This is a genomic window from Pseudomonas citronellolis, from assembly GCF_001586155.1.
Lineage (GTDB): Bacteria > Pseudomonadota > Gammaproteobacteria > Pseudomonadales > Pseudomonadaceae > Pseudomonas > Pseudomonas citronellolis.
On the sequence record NZ_CP014158.1, the window covers coordinates 616,778 to 631,744 of the forward strand.

Annotated in this window: 12 protein-coding genes and 1 pseudogene; 5 read left to right on the forward strand and 8 right to left on the reverse strand. The window is 68.0% G+C overall.

Annotation, left to right across the window (positions count from 1 at the left end):
* Nucleotides 1-111: 111 nt before the first annotated feature.
* Together PcP3B5_RS02775 and PcP3B5_RS02780 are read left to right on the forward strand one after the other, a co-directional pair.
* Nucleotides 112-666 (forward strand): cytochrome b, encoded by a 555-nt coding sequence (locus tag PcP3B5_RS02775; RefSeq protein WP_058487688.1) that lies wholly within the window; start codon nucleotides 112-114, stop codon nucleotides 664-666.
* Between the two features lie 28 nt (nucleotides 667-694).
* Complete coding sequence (locus PcP3B5_RS02780; RefSeq protein WP_009615277.1) at nucleotides 695-1,270, forward strand: YceI family protein; 576 nt, start codon at nucleotides 695-697, stop codon at nucleotides 1,268-1,270.
* 42 nt (nucleotides 1,271-1,312) lie between these two features.
* Here the strand turns inward: PcP3B5_RS02780 and PcP3B5_RS02785 are convergent, their stop codons facing one another.
* Complete coding sequence (locus PcP3B5_RS02785; RefSeq protein ID WP_009615279.1) at nucleotides 1,313-1,759, reverse strand: MarR family transcriptional regulator; 447 nt, start codon at nucleotides 1,757-1,759, stop codon at nucleotides 1,313-1,315.
* 265 nt (nucleotides 1,760-2,024) lie between these two features.
* Here PcP3B5_RS02785 and mexA point away from each other — a divergent pair, with 265 nt between their 5' ends.
* The 3 genes from mexA to PcP3B5_RS02800 are packed head-to-tail and all read left to right on the forward strand — an operon-like array spanning nucleotide 2,025 to nucleotide 7,779.
* A complete protein-coding gene (mexA, locus tag PcP3B5_RS02790) occupies nucleotides 2,025-3,173 on the forward strand; it encodes a multidrug efflux RND transporter periplasmic adaptor subunit MexA (RefSeq protein WP_009615280.1) in 1,149 nt (382 codons plus the stop codon).
* A gap of 15 nt (nucleotides 3,174-3,188) precedes the next feature.
* On the forward strand, nucleotides 3,189-6,332 hold the full coding sequence (locus PcP3B5_RS02795; RefSeq protein ID WP_043315852.1) for an efflux RND transporter permease subunit: 3,144 nt from the start codon (nucleotides 3,189-3,191) through the stop codon (nucleotides 6,330-6,332).
* 1 nt (nucleotide 6,333) lies between these two features.
* Nucleotides 6,334-7,779, forward strand: coding sequence for an AdeC/AdeK/OprM family multidrug efflux complex outer membrane factor (locus PcP3B5_RS02800; RefSeq protein ID WP_061560523.1), 1,446 nt, complete (start codon nucleotides 6,334-6,336; stop codon nucleotides 7,777-7,779).
* Between the two features lie 871 nt (nucleotides 7,780-8,650).
* Here the strand turns inward: PcP3B5_RS02800 and PcP3B5_RS02805 are convergent.
* The 7 genes and pseudogenes from PcP3B5_RS02805 to tatB form a co-directional block, all read right to left on the reverse strand.
* Nucleotides 8,651-9,079: a UPF0158 family protein gene (locus PcP3B5_RS02805; RefSeq protein ID WP_009615389.1), complete on the reverse strand. Its 429-nt coding sequence runs from the start codon at nucleotides 9,077-9,079 to the stop codon at nucleotides 8,651-8,653.
* Between the two features lie 68 nt (nucleotides 9,080-9,147).
* Nucleotides 9,148-10,722 carry a methyl-accepting chemotaxis protein gene (locus PcP3B5_RS02810; RefSeq protein WP_043269465.1) on the reverse strand — a complete coding sequence of 525 codons (1,575 nt, stop codon included), beginning with the start codon at nucleotides 10,720-10,722 and terminating at the stop codon, nucleotides 9,148-9,150.
* A gap of 219 nt (nucleotides 10,723-10,941) precedes the next feature.
* Nucleotides 10,942-11,814 (reverse strand): methyl-accepting chemotaxis protein, encoded by an 873-nt coding sequence (locus PcP3B5_RS32495; RefSeq protein WP_372241065.1) that lies wholly within the window; start codon nucleotides 11,812-11,814, stop codon nucleotides 10,942-10,944.
* A 33-nt stretch (nucleotides 11,815-11,847) separates the two neighbouring features.
* Nucleotides 11,848-12,855: pseudogene (locus PcP3B5_RS32500) on the reverse strand (methyl-accepting chemotaxis protein); the annotation flags it as partial.
* A 157-nt stretch (nucleotides 12,856-13,012) separates the two neighbouring features.
* A complete protein-coding gene (locus tag PcP3B5_RS02820) occupies nucleotides 13,013-13,720 on the reverse strand; it encodes a 16S rRNA (uracil(1498)-N(3))-methyltransferase (protein ID WP_061560525.1) in 708 nt (235 codons plus the stop codon).
* Nucleotides 13,717-14,517 (reverse strand): twin-arginine translocase subunit TatC, encoded by an 801-nt coding sequence (gene tatC, locus PcP3B5_RS02825; RefSeq protein ID WP_009615398.1) that lies wholly within the window; start codon nucleotides 14,515-14,517, stop codon nucleotides 13,717-13,719. Before tatC ends, PcP3B5_RS02820 begins: the two co-directional genes overlap by 4 nt.
* On the reverse strand, nucleotides 14,514-14,960 hold the full coding sequence (gene tatB / locus PcP3B5_RS02830) for a Sec-independent protein translocase protein TatB (RefSeq protein ID WP_058487684.1): 447 nt from the start codon (nucleotides 14,958-14,960) through the stop codon (nucleotides 14,514-14,516). The genes tatC and tatB overlap by 4 nt, the downstream gene beginning before the upstream one ends.
* Nucleotides 14,961-14,967 lie beyond the last annotated feature (7 nt).

The following is a 14,967-nucleotide window of genomic DNA, read 5'->3' on the forward strand; positions in this document are numbered from 1 at the left end:
TTAGCCAGCCAAGCTATCTTGTGAATCGATGTTTCAAAGCAGTAATTTCCACTTTTATCCGATCGTTTTGCCGCTAGTCTTGATGCTCCGGCTTTATCAGGAAACCTTTCGATGCAATGGCGTAATTCGCCCTCCCGTTACGGTCTGGTCAGTCTCTTCCTGCACTGGGGCAGCGCCCTGGTGGTCTTCGGCCTGTTCGGCCTGGGCCTGTGGATGCGCGAGCTGGACTACTACGACACCTGGTACCACCGCGCCCCGGAAATCCACAAGAGCATCGGCATCCTGCTGGCCATCGCCCTGATCGTGCGCATCGCCTGGCGCTTCCTCAGCCCGCCGCCGCCGGCCCCGGCCAACCATGGCGTGCTGACGCGCAAGGCCAGCAAGCTCGGCCATCTGGCGCTGTACGGGCTGCTGATCGCGGTGATAGTCGCCGGTTACCTGATTTCCACCGCCGAGGGCAAACCCATCAGCGTGTTCGGCTGGTTCGACGTGCCGGCGACCCTGAGCGGGCTGCCCGAGCAGGCCGACACCGCCGGCGCCATCCACCTGTACCTGGCCTGGGCCCTGGTGGTCTTCGCCGTACTGCACGCCCTGGCGGCGCTCAAACACCATTTCCTCGACCGCGATGCGACCCTCACGCGCATGCTCGGCCGTTCCACGGATTGACCCCACCTAGCACCATATGGAGATCACCATGCTGAAGAAGACCTTCGCCGCCCTGGCCCTGGGTACCGCCCTGTTCAGCGCCGGCCAGGCCATGGCCGCCGACTACAAGATCGACAAGGAAGGCCAGCACGCCTTCATCGAGTTCCGCATCAAGCACCTGGGCTACAGCTGGCTGTACGGCCGCTTCGACGACTTCGACGGCGCCTTCACCTTCGACGAGAAGAACCCGGCCGCCGACAAGGTCAAGGTGACCATCAACACCAACAGCGTGAACACCAACCACGCCGAACGTGACAAGCACCTGCGCAGCGGCGACTTCCTCAACGTCTCGAAGAACCCCACCGCGACCTTCGAGTCCACCGGCGTCAAGGCCGACGGCAAGAACGCCGAGATCACCGGCAACCTGACGCTCAACGGCGTGACCAAGCCGGTCACCATCAAGGCCGAGCTGGTCGGCCAGGGCGACGACCCGTGGGGCGGCTACCGCGCCGGCTTCCTCGGCACCACCACCCTGAAGCTGAAGGACTTCAACATCCAGCGCGACCTCGGCCCGGCTTCCCAGGAAGTCGAGCTGACGCTGTCGGTAGAGGGTGTGCGTCAATAGGACGCGGTTGCAGCGAAACGCCGGCGCAAGCCGGCGTTTTCGTTACTGCGGCAGCTCTTCCTGGGCGTCCAGGCAGCGTTGCAGCAGGTGCGCCATGCAGCGCTGCTCCTCGGCATCCAGCGGTGCAAAGAGCCTGTCATGGGTGCATGCGAGAATCGCCTGGGCCTGGGCATGGACGACCTTGCCGGCCTCGGTGAGGAACAGCTGGAAGCTGCGCTGGTCCCCCGGGTTGCGCTCGCGGCGGACCAGGCCGCGGCTCTCCATCTCGCGGACCTTGCGGGTGATCAGCGCCTTGTCGCGGCACATCTGCCGGCCGACGTCCTGCAGGTTGATGAGGCCCTCGGCCTCGGCGATCAGCTCCAGCAGGCGGATGTCCGGCGGCGCCAGGTCGATGCCCTGGGCGAGCAGGCCCATCTGCAGCTGGTTGCGCAGATGCTCGAAGAGCGCCATCAGGTTCTCTGGCAGGTCGGGATTCACGGGACGGGTCATGGCCTGGACGGGGTAAACGGAATGTAAAGCCGATTGATCGGCCGATTCATTTTCCTTATTTTAGTTGACGCTATCAACTTTATGACAAGCCGCTCACGCCGAATGGGAATCGTCTGAAGCGCCCGCCATGGGCTAAAACGTTTCAGGTGGTTACCGACAAGGCTTTCGGTCGTTTACAAACAAACCTGAATGTAAGTATTTTGCCAGCCTTTCCGGCCCGGCTGCCGCCGTGGTGCCGGATGCTTTCGCTTACGAGGACAACGATATGCAACGAACGCCAGCCAAGCGCGCCCTGGTTCCGGCCCTGCTCGTCGCCATGGCTACCCTTGCCGGTTGCGGCAAGAACGAGGCCCCGCAGCAGGCGCAGACCCCCGAGGTCGGCGTGGTGACCCTGCAGGCCCAGACGGTGCCGCTGAGCACCGAGCTGCCCGGCCGCACCACGGCGTTCCGGGTGGCCGAAGTCCGGCCGCAGGTCAACGGCATCATTCTCAAGCGCCTGTTCAAGGAAGGCAGCGACGTCAAGGAAGGCCAGCAGCTGTACCAGATCGACCCGGCCACCTACGAAGCCACCTACCAGAGCGCCAAGGCCAACCTGATGTCCACCCAGCAGCAGGCCGAGCGCTACAAGCTGCTGGTGGCCGACGAGGCGGTGAGCAAGCAGCAGTACGCCGATGCCCAGGCCGCCGCGCTGCAGGCCAAGGCCGCCGTCGACCAGGCGCAGATCAACCTGCGCTACACCAAGGTGCTGTCGCCCATCTCCGGGCGCATCGGCCGCTCGGCGGTGACCGAGGGCGCGCTGGTGACCAACGGCCAGGCCACCGCCATGGCCACGGTGCAGCAACTGGACCCCATCTACGTCGACGTCACCCAGCCCTCCACTTCGCTGCTGCGCATGCGCCGCGAGCTGGCCGCCGGCAACCTGCAGAAGGCCGGCGACAACGCGGCCAAGGTCAAGCTGTTCCTCGAGGACGGTTCGGCCTACCCGCTGGAAGGCAGGCTGGAGTTCTCCGAGGTCTCGGTGGACCAGGGCACCGGCTCGGTGACCATCCGTGCGGTCTTCCCCAACCCCAGGCATGAGCTGCTGCCGGGCATGTTCGTGCATGCCGTGCTGCAGGAAGGGGTGAAGGACAAGGCCATCCTCGCGCCCCAGCAGGGCGTCACCCGCGACCTGCGCGGCCAGCCCACCGCCCTGGTGCTGGGCGCCGACGACAAGGTCGAGCTGCGCAACATCAAGACCGACCGCACCGTCGGCGCCTACTGGCTGGTCACCGAGGGCCTGAAGCCCGGCGACCGCCTGATCACCGAAGGCCTGCAGTACGTCCAGCCCGGCGCCAAGGCCAAGGCCGTGCCGGCGAAGAACGTCGCCCCCGCGCCTGAGGCCGGCAAGCCCGCCGCCTCGGACAGCCAGGGTTAACCAAGGGGTTTCGCAATGTCGAAGTTTTTCATTGACCGGCCTATCTTCGCCTGGGTTATAGCCCTGGTGATCATGCTGGCGGGCGGGTTGTCGATCCTCTCGCTGCCGGTGAACCAGTACCCGGCCATCGCCCCGCCGGCGATCGCCATCCAGGTCAGCTACCCGGGCGCCTCCGCGGAAACCGTGCAGGACACGGTGGTCCAGGTGATCGAGCAGCAGATGAACGGTCTCGACCATCTGCGCTACATCTCCTCGGAGAGCAACGCCGACGGCAGCATGACCATCACCGTGACCTTCGACCAGGGCACCAGCCCGGACATCGCCCAGGTCCAGGTGCAGAACAAGCTGCAGCTGGCCACGCCGCTGCTGCCGCAGGAAGTGCAGCAGCAGGGCATCCGCGTGACCAAGGCGGTGAAGAACTTCCTGATGGTCGTCGGCATCGTCTCCGAAGACGGCAGCCTGACCAAGGAAGACCTGTCGAACTACATCGTCTCCAACATCCAGGACCCGCTGTCGCGTACCGCTGGCGTGGGCGACTTCCAGGTGTTCGGTTCGCAGTACGCCATGCGCATCTGGCTGGACCCGGCCAAGCTCAACAGCTACCAGCTGACGCCCAACGACATCGTCACCGCGGTGCAGGCGCAGAACGTGCAGATCTCCTCCGGCCAGCTGGGCGGCCTGCCCGCCTTGCCGGGGCAGCAGCTCAACGCGACCATCATCGGCAAGACCCGCCTGCAGACCGCCGAGCAGTTCGGCGACATCCTGCTCAAGGTCAACACCGACGGCTCCCAGGTGCGCCTGAAGGATGTCGCCCAGGTGGGCCTCGGCGGCCAGGACTACAGCATCAACGCGCAGTTCAACGGCAAGCCGGCCTCGGGTATCGCCATCAAGCTGGCCACCGGCGCCAACGCGCTGGACACCGCCAAGGCGATCCGCGCCACCATCGGCCGCCTGCAGGAGTTCATGCCCGAGGGCATGAAGGTGGTCTACCCGTACGACACCACCCCGGTGGTCTCCGCTTCCATCCATGAAGTGGTCAAGACCCTCGGCGAGGCGATCCTCCTCGTGTTCCTGGTGATGTACCTGTTCCTGCAGAACTTCCGCGCCACCCTGATCCCGACCATCGCCGTGCCGGTGGTGCTGCTGGGCACCTTCGGCGTGCTGGCGGCGTTCGGCTTCTCGATCAACACCCTGACCATGTTCGGCATGGTGCTGGCCATCGGCCTGTTGGTGGACGACGCCATCGTGGTGGTGGAGAACGTCGAGCGGGTGATGGCCGAGGAAGGCCTGCCGCCCAAGGAGGCGGCGCGCAAGTCCATGGGCCAGATCCAGGGCGCGCTGGTGGGCATCGCCATGGTGCTCTCGGCGGTGTTCCTGCCGATGGCCTTCTTCGGCGGCTCCACCGGGGTGATCTACCGGCAGTTCTCCATCACCATCGTCTCGGCCATGGCCCTGTCGGTGCTGGTGGCGCTGATCCTCACCCCGGCGCTGTGCGCCACCATGCTCAAGCCCATCGAGAAGGGCGACCACGGCGAACACAAGCGCGGCTTCTTCGGCTGGTTCAACCGCAAGTTCATCGACACCACCCACGGCTACGAGCGTGGCGTGACCTCGATCCTCAAGCACCGCTCGCCGTACCTGCTGCTGTACGTGGTCATCGTCATCGGCATGGCCTGGCTGTTCACCCGCATCCCCACCTCCTTCCTCCCCGACGAGGACCAGGGCGTGCTCTTCGCCCAGGTGCAGACGCCGCCGGGCTCCACCGCCGAGCGCACGCAGAAGGTGGTCGACCACATGCGCGAGTACCTGCTGGACAAGGAAGGCCAGGCGGTCAGCTCGGTATTCACCGTGACCGGCTTCAACTTCGCCGGCCGCGGCCAGAGCTCGGGCATGGCCTTCATCATGATGAAGCCCTGGGAAGAGCGCCCCGGCTCGGAGAACAGCGTGTTCGCCGTGGCCCAGCGCGCCCAGCAGTACTTCTTCAGCATCAAGGACGCGATGGTCTTCGCCTTCGCCCCGCCGGCGGTGCTGGAGCTGGGCAATGCCACCGGCTTCGACATCTACCTGCAGGACCAGGCGGGCGTCGGCCACGACGCGCTGATGCAGGCGCGCAACCAGTTCCTCCAGCTCGCCGCGCAGAACCCCGTGCTGCAGCGCGTGCGCCCCAACGGCCTGAACGACGAGCCGCAGTACCAGCTGCTGATCGACGACGAGAAGGCCAGTGCGCTGGGCATTTCGCTGGCGGACATCAACAGCACCATCTCCATCGCCTGGGGTTCGAAGTACATCAACGACTTCATCGACCGCGGCCGGGTGAAGAAGGTGTACGCCCAGGGCGAACCCGGTGCGCGCATGAGCCCGGAAGACCTGGCCAAGTGGTACGTGCGCAACAGCAGCGGCGAGATGGTGCCCTTCACCGCCTTCGCCACCGGCAAGTGGGCCTACGGCTCGCCGAAGCTGGCGCGCTACAACGGCGTGCCGGCCATGGAAATCCTCGGTGAGCCGGCCCCGGGCCGCAGTACCGGCGAGGCCATGGCGGCGGTGGAAGAGATCGTCCAGCAACTGCCCAAGGGCATCGGCTACTCTTGGACCGGCCTGTCCTACGAGGAACGCCTGGCCGGCTCGCAGACCACCTCGCTGTTCGTGCTCTCGGCCATCGTGGTGTTCCTCTGCCTGGCGGCGCTGTACGAGAGCTGGTCGATCCCGTTCTCGGTGATGCTGGTGGTGCCCCTGGGGATCATCGGTGCGCTGCTGGCCACCTCGATGCGCGGGCTGTCCAACGACGTGTTCTTCAAGGTCGGCCTGCTCACCACCATCGGCCTGTCGGCGAAGAACGCCATCCTCATCGTGGAGTTCGCCAAGGAACTGCACGAGCGCGAGGGCAAGCACATCGTCGACGCGGCCATCGAGGCCTGCCGCATGCGTCTGCGCCCGATCGTCATGACCTCGCTGGCGTTCATCCTCGGCGTGGTGCCGCTGGCGATTTCCAGCGGCGCCGGCTCCGGCAGCCAGCACGCCATCGGTACCGGCGTGATCGGCGGCATGGTCACCGCGACCGTGCTGGCGATCTTCTGGGTGCCGTTGTTCTACGTGGTGGTCAGCACCCTGTTCAAGGACAAGGCGTCCAAGGAACAGGCGACCACCGAGAAGGGGCATTGATATGAGAAAGTCCTTACTCAGCCTGGCCCTGGCGACCGCCGCGCTGTCCGGCTGTTCGCTGATCCCGGACTACCAGCGCCCCGAGGCGCCGGTAGCCCAGGCCTACCCCCAGGGCCCGGCCTATGCCGGCGCCCAGGGCGGCGGCGCGACCGCCGCGGACCTCGACTGGCAGAGCTTCTTCAGCGACCCGCAACTGCGCCGCCTGGTCGAAGTGGCCCTGGACAACAACCGCGACCTGCGCGTCGCCGCGCTGAACGTCGAGGCCTACCAGGCGCAGTACCGCATCCAGCGCGCCGAGCTGTTCCCGGCGGTGAGCGCCGACGTGAGCGGCTCGCGCCAGCGCCTGCCGGAGCGGGTGTCGACCACCGGCAACGACATGATCAGCAGCCAGTACGGCGCCACCCTGGGCGTCACCGCCTGGGAAGTGGACCTGTTCGGCCGCCTGCGCAGCCTGCGCGATGAGGCCCTCGAGCAGTACCTGGCGACCGAAGAGGCGCGCCGCAGCACCCAGACCGCGCTGGTGGCCAACGTCGCCAACGCCTACCTGACGCTGCGCGCCGACCAGGCCCAGCTGAAGCTGACCCGCGACACCCTGGCCACCTACCAGAAGACCTACGACCTGACCAAGCGCAGCAACGAGGTCGGCGTCGCCTCGGCCCTGGACCTGCGCCAGGCGCAGACCTCGGTGGAAAGCGCGCGGGCGACCCTGGCGCAGTACACCCGCCTGGTGGCCCAGGACCAGAACGCCCTGACCCTGCTGCTGGGCAGCGGCGTGCCGGCCGACCTGCCGCAAGGCATGGACCTGGAGCAGCAGGTGCTGGCCCAGGTGCCGGCGGGCCTGCCCTCGGACCTGCTGCAGCGGCGCCCGGACGTGCTGGAAGCCGAGCACCAGCTCAAGGCGGCCAACGCCAACATAGGCGCGGCGCGGGCGGCCTTCTTCCCGAGCATCAGCCTGACCGCCAACGCGGGCAGCCTGAGCCCGGACCTGTCCGGCCTGTTCGACGCGGGTTCCGGCACCTGGCTGTTCAAGCCGTCCATCAGCCTGCCGATCTTCAACGCCGGCAGCCTGAAGGCCAGCCTGGACCTGGCCAAGGTGCAGAAGAACATCTACGTCGCGCAGTACGAGAAGGCCATCCAGACCGCCTTCTCGGAAGTCGCCGACGGCCTGGCTGCACGGGGCACCTATGGTGAGCAGCTGACCGCCCAGCGCGCCCTGGTCAAGGCCAGCGAGGACTACTACCGCCTGGCCGAGAAGCGCTACCGCACCGGCGTGGACAACTACCTGACCCTGCTCGACGCCCAGCGCTCGCTGTTCAGCGCCCAGCAGCAGTTGATCACCGACCGCCTGAACCAGCTCACCAGCGAGGTGAACCTGTACAAGGCGCTCGGCGGCGGCTGGCAGGAAAGCACCGCGCAGAAGCAGTCCAAGGCGCAGCCCAAGGGCTGAGGCCCATGCCCACGAAAACGCCGCCCCTCGGGGCGGCGTTCTCGTTTGTGGAGCCCGGCGATTTTTGTCCTGCAGGCCGCGCCGGGATGCTCTTCGTAGGAGCGGGCCCTGCCCGCGATTCGCGCGCAGGGCGCGCTCCTACAGGGGAATGGCGCGGGTGGGGTTGCGTAGGAGATCTCATCCGCGAATCGCGCCGGGACGTTCGGCTATCGCGGACAAATTCCGCTCCTACGACCGCGCTTCCCTGGAATTGTAGGAGCGGGCCCTGCCCGCGATTCGCGCGCAGGGCGCGCTCCTACAGGGGAATGGCGCGGGTGGGGTTGCGTAGCGGATCTCATCCGCGAATCGCGCCGGGACGTCCGGCTATCGCGGACAAGGTCCGCTACGACCGTGCCTCCCTGGAATTGTAGGCGGGCCCTGCCCGCGATTCGCGCGCAGGGCGCGCTCCTACAGGGGAATGGCGCGGGTGGGGTTGCGGATCTCATCCGCGAATCGCGCCGGGACGTCCGGCTATCGCGGACAAGGTCCTACGATCGTGCCTCCCTGGAATTGTAGCGGGCCCTGCCCGCGATTCGCGCGCAGGGCCCGCTCCTACAGGGGAATGGCGCGGGTGGGGTTGCGTAGGAGCGGATCTCATCCGCGAATCGCGCCGGGACGTCCGGCTATCGCGGACAAGGTCCGCTCCTACGATCGTGCCTCCCGGGAATTGTAGGAGCGGGCTCTGCCCGCGATTCGCGCGCAGGGCGCGCTCCTACAGGGGAATGGCGTGGGTGGGGTTGCGTCGACATCGTAGGATGGGTTGAGCGGAGCGATACCCATCGCCATGGTCCGATGGGTATCGCAAGCTCAACCCATCCTACGAAGAGCGTCCCTACAACGCGGCGCCTTGCCCGGCCGGGCGGATGTCGTGGTCGGCCAGCCAGTCCAGGGCGCATTCGCGCAGGCGTTCGGCCTGGTAGTCGTACCAGGCCTGGAGCAGGTCCGGGTAGCCCATGAGCACATGGCGGAAGGCCTTGAACGGCTTGCGCCCTTCCAGGGCCGAGGCCATGGCGGCGTAGGCGTGGGGTTCGCCGACCTCGCGGAGGAAGTCGCGCATCAGTTCCAGGGATTCGCGGCTGCTCAGCGGCTCGATCGGCAGCAGGCGCTCCGGGTCCTGCTCCAGCAGGAGCAGCAGGTCCGGGTCGGGGGAGTCGCTCAGCAGCGGCACCACCTGGCCGCTGCCCAGGTCCAGGTAGTGCTCTATGTCGCTGGTGTCGAGGGCGACGGCGAGTTCGTCGAGGTCGATGGTCAGCGGGCGCATGGTCACTCTCCGGTTGGGCGAGAGCCCAGCCTATCCCATGCGCGGCCTTCCTGTCCGCTGCAATCCTGTTACAGGCGGAAGCGCCCGACCTGGCCCTGCAGGTCGCTGCCCAGGCGCGCCAGTTCGTTGCTCGAGGCGGCGGTCTGCTGGCTGGCGGCGGCCGATTGCTCGGCGATGTCGCGGACCTGGCCGACGCTGCGGCTGATCTCGGCGGCGACGCTGCTCTGCTGTTCGGCGGCGGAGGCGATCTGCAGGTTCATGTCCTGGATCTGTGCCACGCTGCGGGCGATGGCGGCCAGCGCGTCGCCGGCGCGGCGCGTCAGCTCGACCGAGTCGCCGGTCAGCTCGCGGCTGTCGTCCATGCACTGCGCGGCATCCTCGGCGCCGCGCTGCAGGGCGGCGATCAGCGCCTCGATCTCGGCGGTGGACTGCTGGGTGCGCTGGGCCAGGGCGCGCACCTCGTCGGCGACCACCGCGAAGCCGCGCCCGGCCTCGCCGGCGCGGGCGGCTTCGATGGCGGCGTTGAGGGCCAGCAGGTTGGTCTGCTCGGCCACCGACTTGATCACGTCGAGCACGCTGCCGATCTTCCCGCTGTCGCCGCGCAGGCGCGCCATGGCCTGGGTGGAGCGTTCTACCTCGGCGGCCAACTGGTCGATGCGGGCGATGGCCTGGCCGACCACCTGCTCGCCGTCGCGGGCCTGGGCGTCGGCCTGGCGGGCGGCACCGGAAGCCTGCTCGGCGTTGCGCGCCACTTCCTGCACGGTGGCGGCCATTTCCTCGATGGCGCTGGCCACCTGCTCGGTTTCCAGGCGCTGGCTGTCGACGCCGGCGCGGGTCTGCTCGGTGACCGCCGACAGCTCGTCGGCGGCGGTGGCCAACTGGCCGACGCTGCCGCCGATGTGGCCGATCAGCTCGCCCAGGCTGTCGCGCATGCGCAGCATGGTGCGCTGCAACTGGCCCAACTCGTCGCGGCGCTGCAGGTGCAGGTCGCCGCCCAGGTCGCGGGACAGGTCGCCCTGGGCGATGTGCTCGGCCAGTTCGAGGGATTCGTGCAGCGGGCGGACGATCTGGCGGTTGATCGCCCACACCGAGAGGGCGCCGAAGAACAGCGCGAACAGGGCGGTCAGCGCCTGGTGCCATTGCGCCTGGCTGGCCGCCGCGTCGCGCTGCTGCAGCCCTTCTTCGAACAGGGCGCCGCTGGCGCGGAACAGGGCTTCGGCACGGCTGTCGAGGCCGGGGTTGGCTTGCCCGCGCTGTTGTGCGTCGGCGCGCAGCAGGTCGTCGGCGGCCCGGGCGTAGTCGGCAAGGGCCTGGCGCAGGGCGTCGAGGCGGGGCCCGGCGAGGCCGTCGCGGGCCAGGCGCTCGCTGCCGGCCTGCAGTTCGCCCAGTACCGAGCGCAGGCGCTGGGCCTGTTCCGCGCTGCCTTCGAGCTGGTAGCGCAGGCGCGCCAGTTCCGCCTGGCGGGCGCCGCCGTCGAGCTGGCCGATGTGCGTCAGGCGTTCGCTGTAGGCGCCCTGTTCGTTCAGGCCCTGGATGCCGCCGAGCAGCACCAGCAGGGTCAGCAGCAGGCAGATGCCGAAGCCCACGGCGAGCTTGAGGCTGACGTTCATGCGGCCGAGCTGAAGGACCAGCCAATCGTACATGTCGAATACTCCAGGCAGACGAGGCCGCGGGACGGGCCCGAAGCCGGAAATGCAGGCTGTTTTGTCGTTCTTCTTGTCGTGCAGGCGAGGGACTTTTTCGGGACGCATCTGTGTGCGTCATAGCTTATCGGCGATGTTGTCTGAAACTTCAGTGCCAAATTCGTAATTTTTCGTACGTCGGCAAAGGCCCGCCAGGACGGCGGGCCGGAGGGGGAGGGCTCAGAGGCGGAAACGGCCGACCAGGCCCTGCAGCTCGGTGCCCAGGCGCGCCAGCTCGACGCTGGAGGCGGCGGTCTCCTCGCTGGCGGCGGCGGTCTGCTCGGAGATGTCGCGCACGCTGAGCACGCTGCGGTTGATCTCCTCGGCCACCGCGCTCTGTTGCTCGGCGGCGGCGGCGATCTGCTGGTTCATCGACTGGATGCCAGAGACGGTGCGGGTGATGGCCTCCAGCCGCTCGCCGGCGCGGCGCGCCAGTTCCAGGGTGTTGTCGGTGAGCGCGCGGCTGCTCTCCATGCGCTGTACGGCCTGCTGGGTGCCGCTGTGCAGGCCGGCGATCAGTTCCTCGATCTCCTCGGTGGACTGCTGGGTGCGCCGGGCCAGGGCGCGCACCTCGTCGGCGACCACGGCGAAGCCGCGCCCGGCGTCGCCGGCGCGGGCCGCCTCGATGGCGGCGTTGAGGGCCAGCAGGTTGGTCTGCTCGGCCACCGCCTTGATCACGTCGAGCACGCTGCCGATCTTCTCGCTCTCGCGCTTGAGCTGCTGCACCGCTTCGTTGGAACGGCCCACCTCGCCGGCCAGGCGGTCCATCTGCCCGACCGCCTCGCTGACCGCCTGGGCGCCGGCGCCGGCCTCGCGGTCCGCGGCGCTGGCGGCTTCCGAAGCTTCCTCGGCGTTGCGCGCCACTTCCAGCACGGTGGTGGCCATCTCGGTCATGGCCGTGGCCACCTGGTCGGTCTCGCTCTTCTGGTTGTTCACCCCGGCGCTGGTCTGCTCGGTGACCGCCGAGAGTTCCTCGGCGGCGCTGGCGATCTGGGTGACGCCGTCGTGGATGCGGCCGATCAGCTCGCGCAGCGACTGGTTCATGCGCTGCATGCTGGCCTGCAGCTGGCCCAGCTCGTCGCGGCGCTCGACGCGCAGTTCCTGGCTGAGGTCGCCGTCGGCGATGCGCGCGGCGGCGGCCAGCGACTGGCGCAGCGGCAGGACGATCTGCCGGGTGATCAGCCAGGCCGCCAGCACGCCCAGCACCAGGACCAGCAGCGAGGCCAGGGCCAGCAACTGCTTGGCGTGGCTGGCGTCTTCATTGCGCTTGGCGGTCTGGCCGTCGCTCAGTTCAACGCTGAGTTTCTCGATCAGCAGGCCGCTGTCGCGCATCTGGTCGCGCGCCTGCTGGCTGTTGTTGACTTCGTTGCGGTAGCGGTCCAGCGCCTTGCGGTAGTCGCGCAGGGCGTTCACCACGGCCTGGTAGTTGGCCTGCTGCTCCGGCACGGCGGCCTGGGCGCGTTGTTCCACGGTGGCGGTGACCTGCTCCAGGGCGCTGATCGCGCCCTGTTCGAGGCTGGGGTCTTCGTTGGCGGTGTAGCTGAGCACCTGGAAGCGGGCGTCCATCAACTGGCGGCCCAGCTCGGAGACGTCGGCGATGGCCTTGAGGGAGTCGACGCTGCCGCTCTCCACCAGGTGCTGCTCCACCAGCTCCAGCCCCTGGGTGACCACCGAGGCCTTGCGGATCAGCGTCTTGCGCGCGCTGTCGCGGCTGTCGAAGGACTTCCGCAGGCCCTTGAACAGGGTGCGGTACTGGCTGGTGAGCTGGCGTTGCTGCTCGACCTTCTCCAGGTCCGAGGGCACGACGAGCAACTGGCCGACGCGCTGTTGCTGCCGGTCCAGCTCGTTGATGCTCTGTTCCACCAGCTTGGCGTCTTCCGCGGTGCGGCTGGACTGGTATTTCAGGCGGGTGGTGCGCAGGTCCTTGGTCATGGCGAGCAGCCTGGAGATTTCGCCGATCTTGTCGCCCCGGGATATCAGGCTGTTCAGGTTGAGCGCGCCGGTCAGCGCGATGAGCAGGGTGAGCAGCAGCACCAGGCCGAAGCCGATGGCGAGTTTCCAGTTGACCGTGAGATTGCTGAACCAGCGGGACATGAACGCGGCGCTCCAGGGGACGATGGGGCTGCGGCTGCCGCGGGTGCGGCCGCCGATTGACCAATGCCTGTCATATCGGCGAGGCGACACGAATCTGAAATTTCTTTAGTGATTTTCTGACGGACGCTCTCCGGCGGGCCTGCCGCGGCGCTTGGCCTCAGAACAGCCGGGCCAGCAGGGCGGTGACCGCGGTTTCCACGCGCAGGATGCGCTCGCCCAGTTGCACCGGGGCCAGCCCGGCCTCGCGCAGTTTCTCGACCTCGTAGGGAATCCAGCCGCCCTCGGGGCCAATGGCCAGGGTCACGGCCTGCTTGACCGCCCGCGGGCAGTCCGGCCAGGGCCCGGGATGGCCGATCAGCCCCAGGCTGCCGGCGGCCAGGGCCGGCAGGCGGTCTTCGACGAAGGGCTTGAAGCGCTTTTCGATGGTCACTTCCGGCAGCACGGTGTCGCGGGCCTGCTCCAGGCCCAGGACCAGCTGTTCGCGGATGGCCGCGGGCTCCAGGAAGGGCGTCTGCCAGAAGCTCTTCTCCACCCGGTAGCTGTTCAGCAGCACCAGGCGCGGCACGCCCATGGCGGCCACGGTCTGCAGCACGCGGCGGAGCATCTTCGGCCGCGGCAGGGCCAGCAGCAGGGTCAGCGGCAGCTTGGCCGGCGGCGCCTGGGTGAAGCTCACCTGCAGCTGCGCCTCGTCGCGGGAAAGGCTCAGCAGGCGGCCTTCGCCCATCAGCCCGCCCAGGCGGCCGACGCGCAGGCTGTCGCCGCTTTCGGCGCGGTGCACTTCGTGCAGGTGGGTGAGGCGGCGGTCGCGCAGCAATACGCGGTCCGCCGCGACGAAGTCGGCGTCGTCGAGCAGCAGCAGGTTCACGGGCGCGTCGCTGGCGGCTGGTCGCCTTTCTCTTCGGGCTGCTCGTCCTCGTCGCGGTTGCGCTTGCGGATCAGCCGGCTGAACAGCACCCCGGCCTCGAACAGCATCCACATGGGCACGGCCAGCAGCGTCTGCGACATCGGGTCCGGCGGGGTGAGGACCATGCCGACCACGAAGCAGCCGATGATGACGTAGGGGCGGATCTTCTTCAGGTAGGCCACGTCGACCACCCCGATCCACACCAGCAGCACCGTGGCCACGGGGATTTCGAAGGCCACGCCGAAGGCGAACAGCAGGGTGAGGAAGTCCAGGTAGCTGTTGATGTCGGTCATCGGCGTCACCCCTTCCGGGGCCTGGCCGAGGAAGAAGTGGAACATCAACGGGAACACCAGGAAGTAGGCGAAGGCCATGCCGGTGTAGAACAGCACCACGCTGGAAGCCAGCAGCGGCAGGGCCACGCGCTTCTCGTGCTTGTACAGGCCGGGGGCGATGAAGCCCCAGATCTGCGCCAGGATCACCGGCATGGCCAGCAGCACGGCGACGATCATGGTCAGCTTCAGCGGCGCGAGGAAGGCCGAGGCCGGGTCGATGGCGATCATGGTCGCGCCTTCCGGGAGGAAGCGGCGCAGCGGCGCGGAGGCCAGGGCGTAGATCTTCTGCGAGAAGTACAGCAGGCCGATGAAGATCACGAAGATCGCCACCACGCAGCGCAGCAGGCGCGTGCGCAGCTCGGTCAGGTGCGAGACCAGGGGCATTTCCTGGTCGTTTTCGGGCTGTTCGGGTTTTTCGTCGCTCATGGGGTACGCGGCGTCTCGGACGGAGGGGCGGCGGCCGGCGCGGCCGGGGCCTCGGGCGCTGCTGGCGCGGCGGGCGCCTCGGGGGCGGCCGGGATACCGACGCCGGGCATGTTGGCCAGGCGGCTGTTCGGGGCGATGGTCGGCGGCGCCGTGGGCTCGGCCTGCGCGGCGCTATCGGCCGGCGGCTGCTGGCCGGTGAGCGGCGCCATCAGCTTCTGCGCTTCACGCTCCATCTGCAGGATGTGCTCGTTGTGCAGTTGCCGGCGGATTTCGTCGGCGCCCAGCTCGCGCTCCACTTCCTGCTTGATGGCGTTGAAGCTGCGTTTCAGCCGGCCGATCCACAGGCCCGCGGTGCGCGCGGCGCCGGGCAGGCGCTCGGGGCCGAGCACCAGCAGGGCGACCAGGCCCACCAGCAGCAGTTCGCTGAAGCTGATTCCGAACATGGCGTTC

Bases quoted from the DNA above. Each gene is read 5' to 3' on its own strand.
- PcP3B5_RS02775 (WP_058487688.1), top strand. From the start codon at position 112: ATGCAATGGCGTAATTCGCCCTCCCGTTACGGTCTGGTCAGTCTCTTC.
- PcP3B5_RS02780 (WP_009615277.1), top strand. From the start codon at position 695: ATGCTGAAGAAGACCTTCGCCGCCCTGGCCCTGGGTACCGCCCTGTTC.
- PcP3B5_RS02785 (WP_009615279.1), bottom strand. From the start codon at position 1,759: ATGACCCGTCCCGTGAATCCCGACCTGCCAGAGAACCTGATGGCGCTC.
- mexA (WP_009615280.1), top strand. From the start codon at position 2,025: ATGCAACGAACGCCAGCCAAGCGCGCCCTGGTTCCGGCCCTGCTCGTC.
- PcP3B5_RS02795 (WP_043315852.1), top strand. From the start codon at position 3,189: ATGTCGAAGTTTTTCATTGACCGGCCTATCTTCGCCTGGGTTATAGCC.
- PcP3B5_RS02800 (WP_061560523.1), top strand. From the start codon at position 6,334: ATGAGAAAGTCCTTACTCAGCCTGGCCCTGGCGACCGCCGCGCTGTCC.
- PcP3B5_RS02805 (WP_009615389.1), bottom strand. From the start codon at position 9,079: ATGCGCCCGCTGACCATCGACCTCGACGAACTCGCCGTCGCCCTCGAC.
- PcP3B5_RS02810 (WP_043269465.1), bottom strand. From the start codon at position 10,722: ATGTACGATTGGCTGGTCCTTCAGCTCGGCCGCATGAACGTCAGCCTC.
- PcP3B5_RS32495 (WP_372241065.1), bottom strand. From the start codon at position 11,814: ATGCAGCGCATGAACCAGTCGCTGCGCGAGCTGATCGGCCGCATCCAC.
- tatC (WP_009615398.1), bottom strand. From the start codon at position 14,517: ATGAGCGACGAAAAACCCGAACAGCCCGAAAACGACCAGGAAATGCCC.
- tatB (WP_058487684.1), bottom strand. From the start codon at position 14,960: ATGTTCGGAATCAGCTTCAGCGAACTGCTGCTGGTGGGCCTGGTCGCC.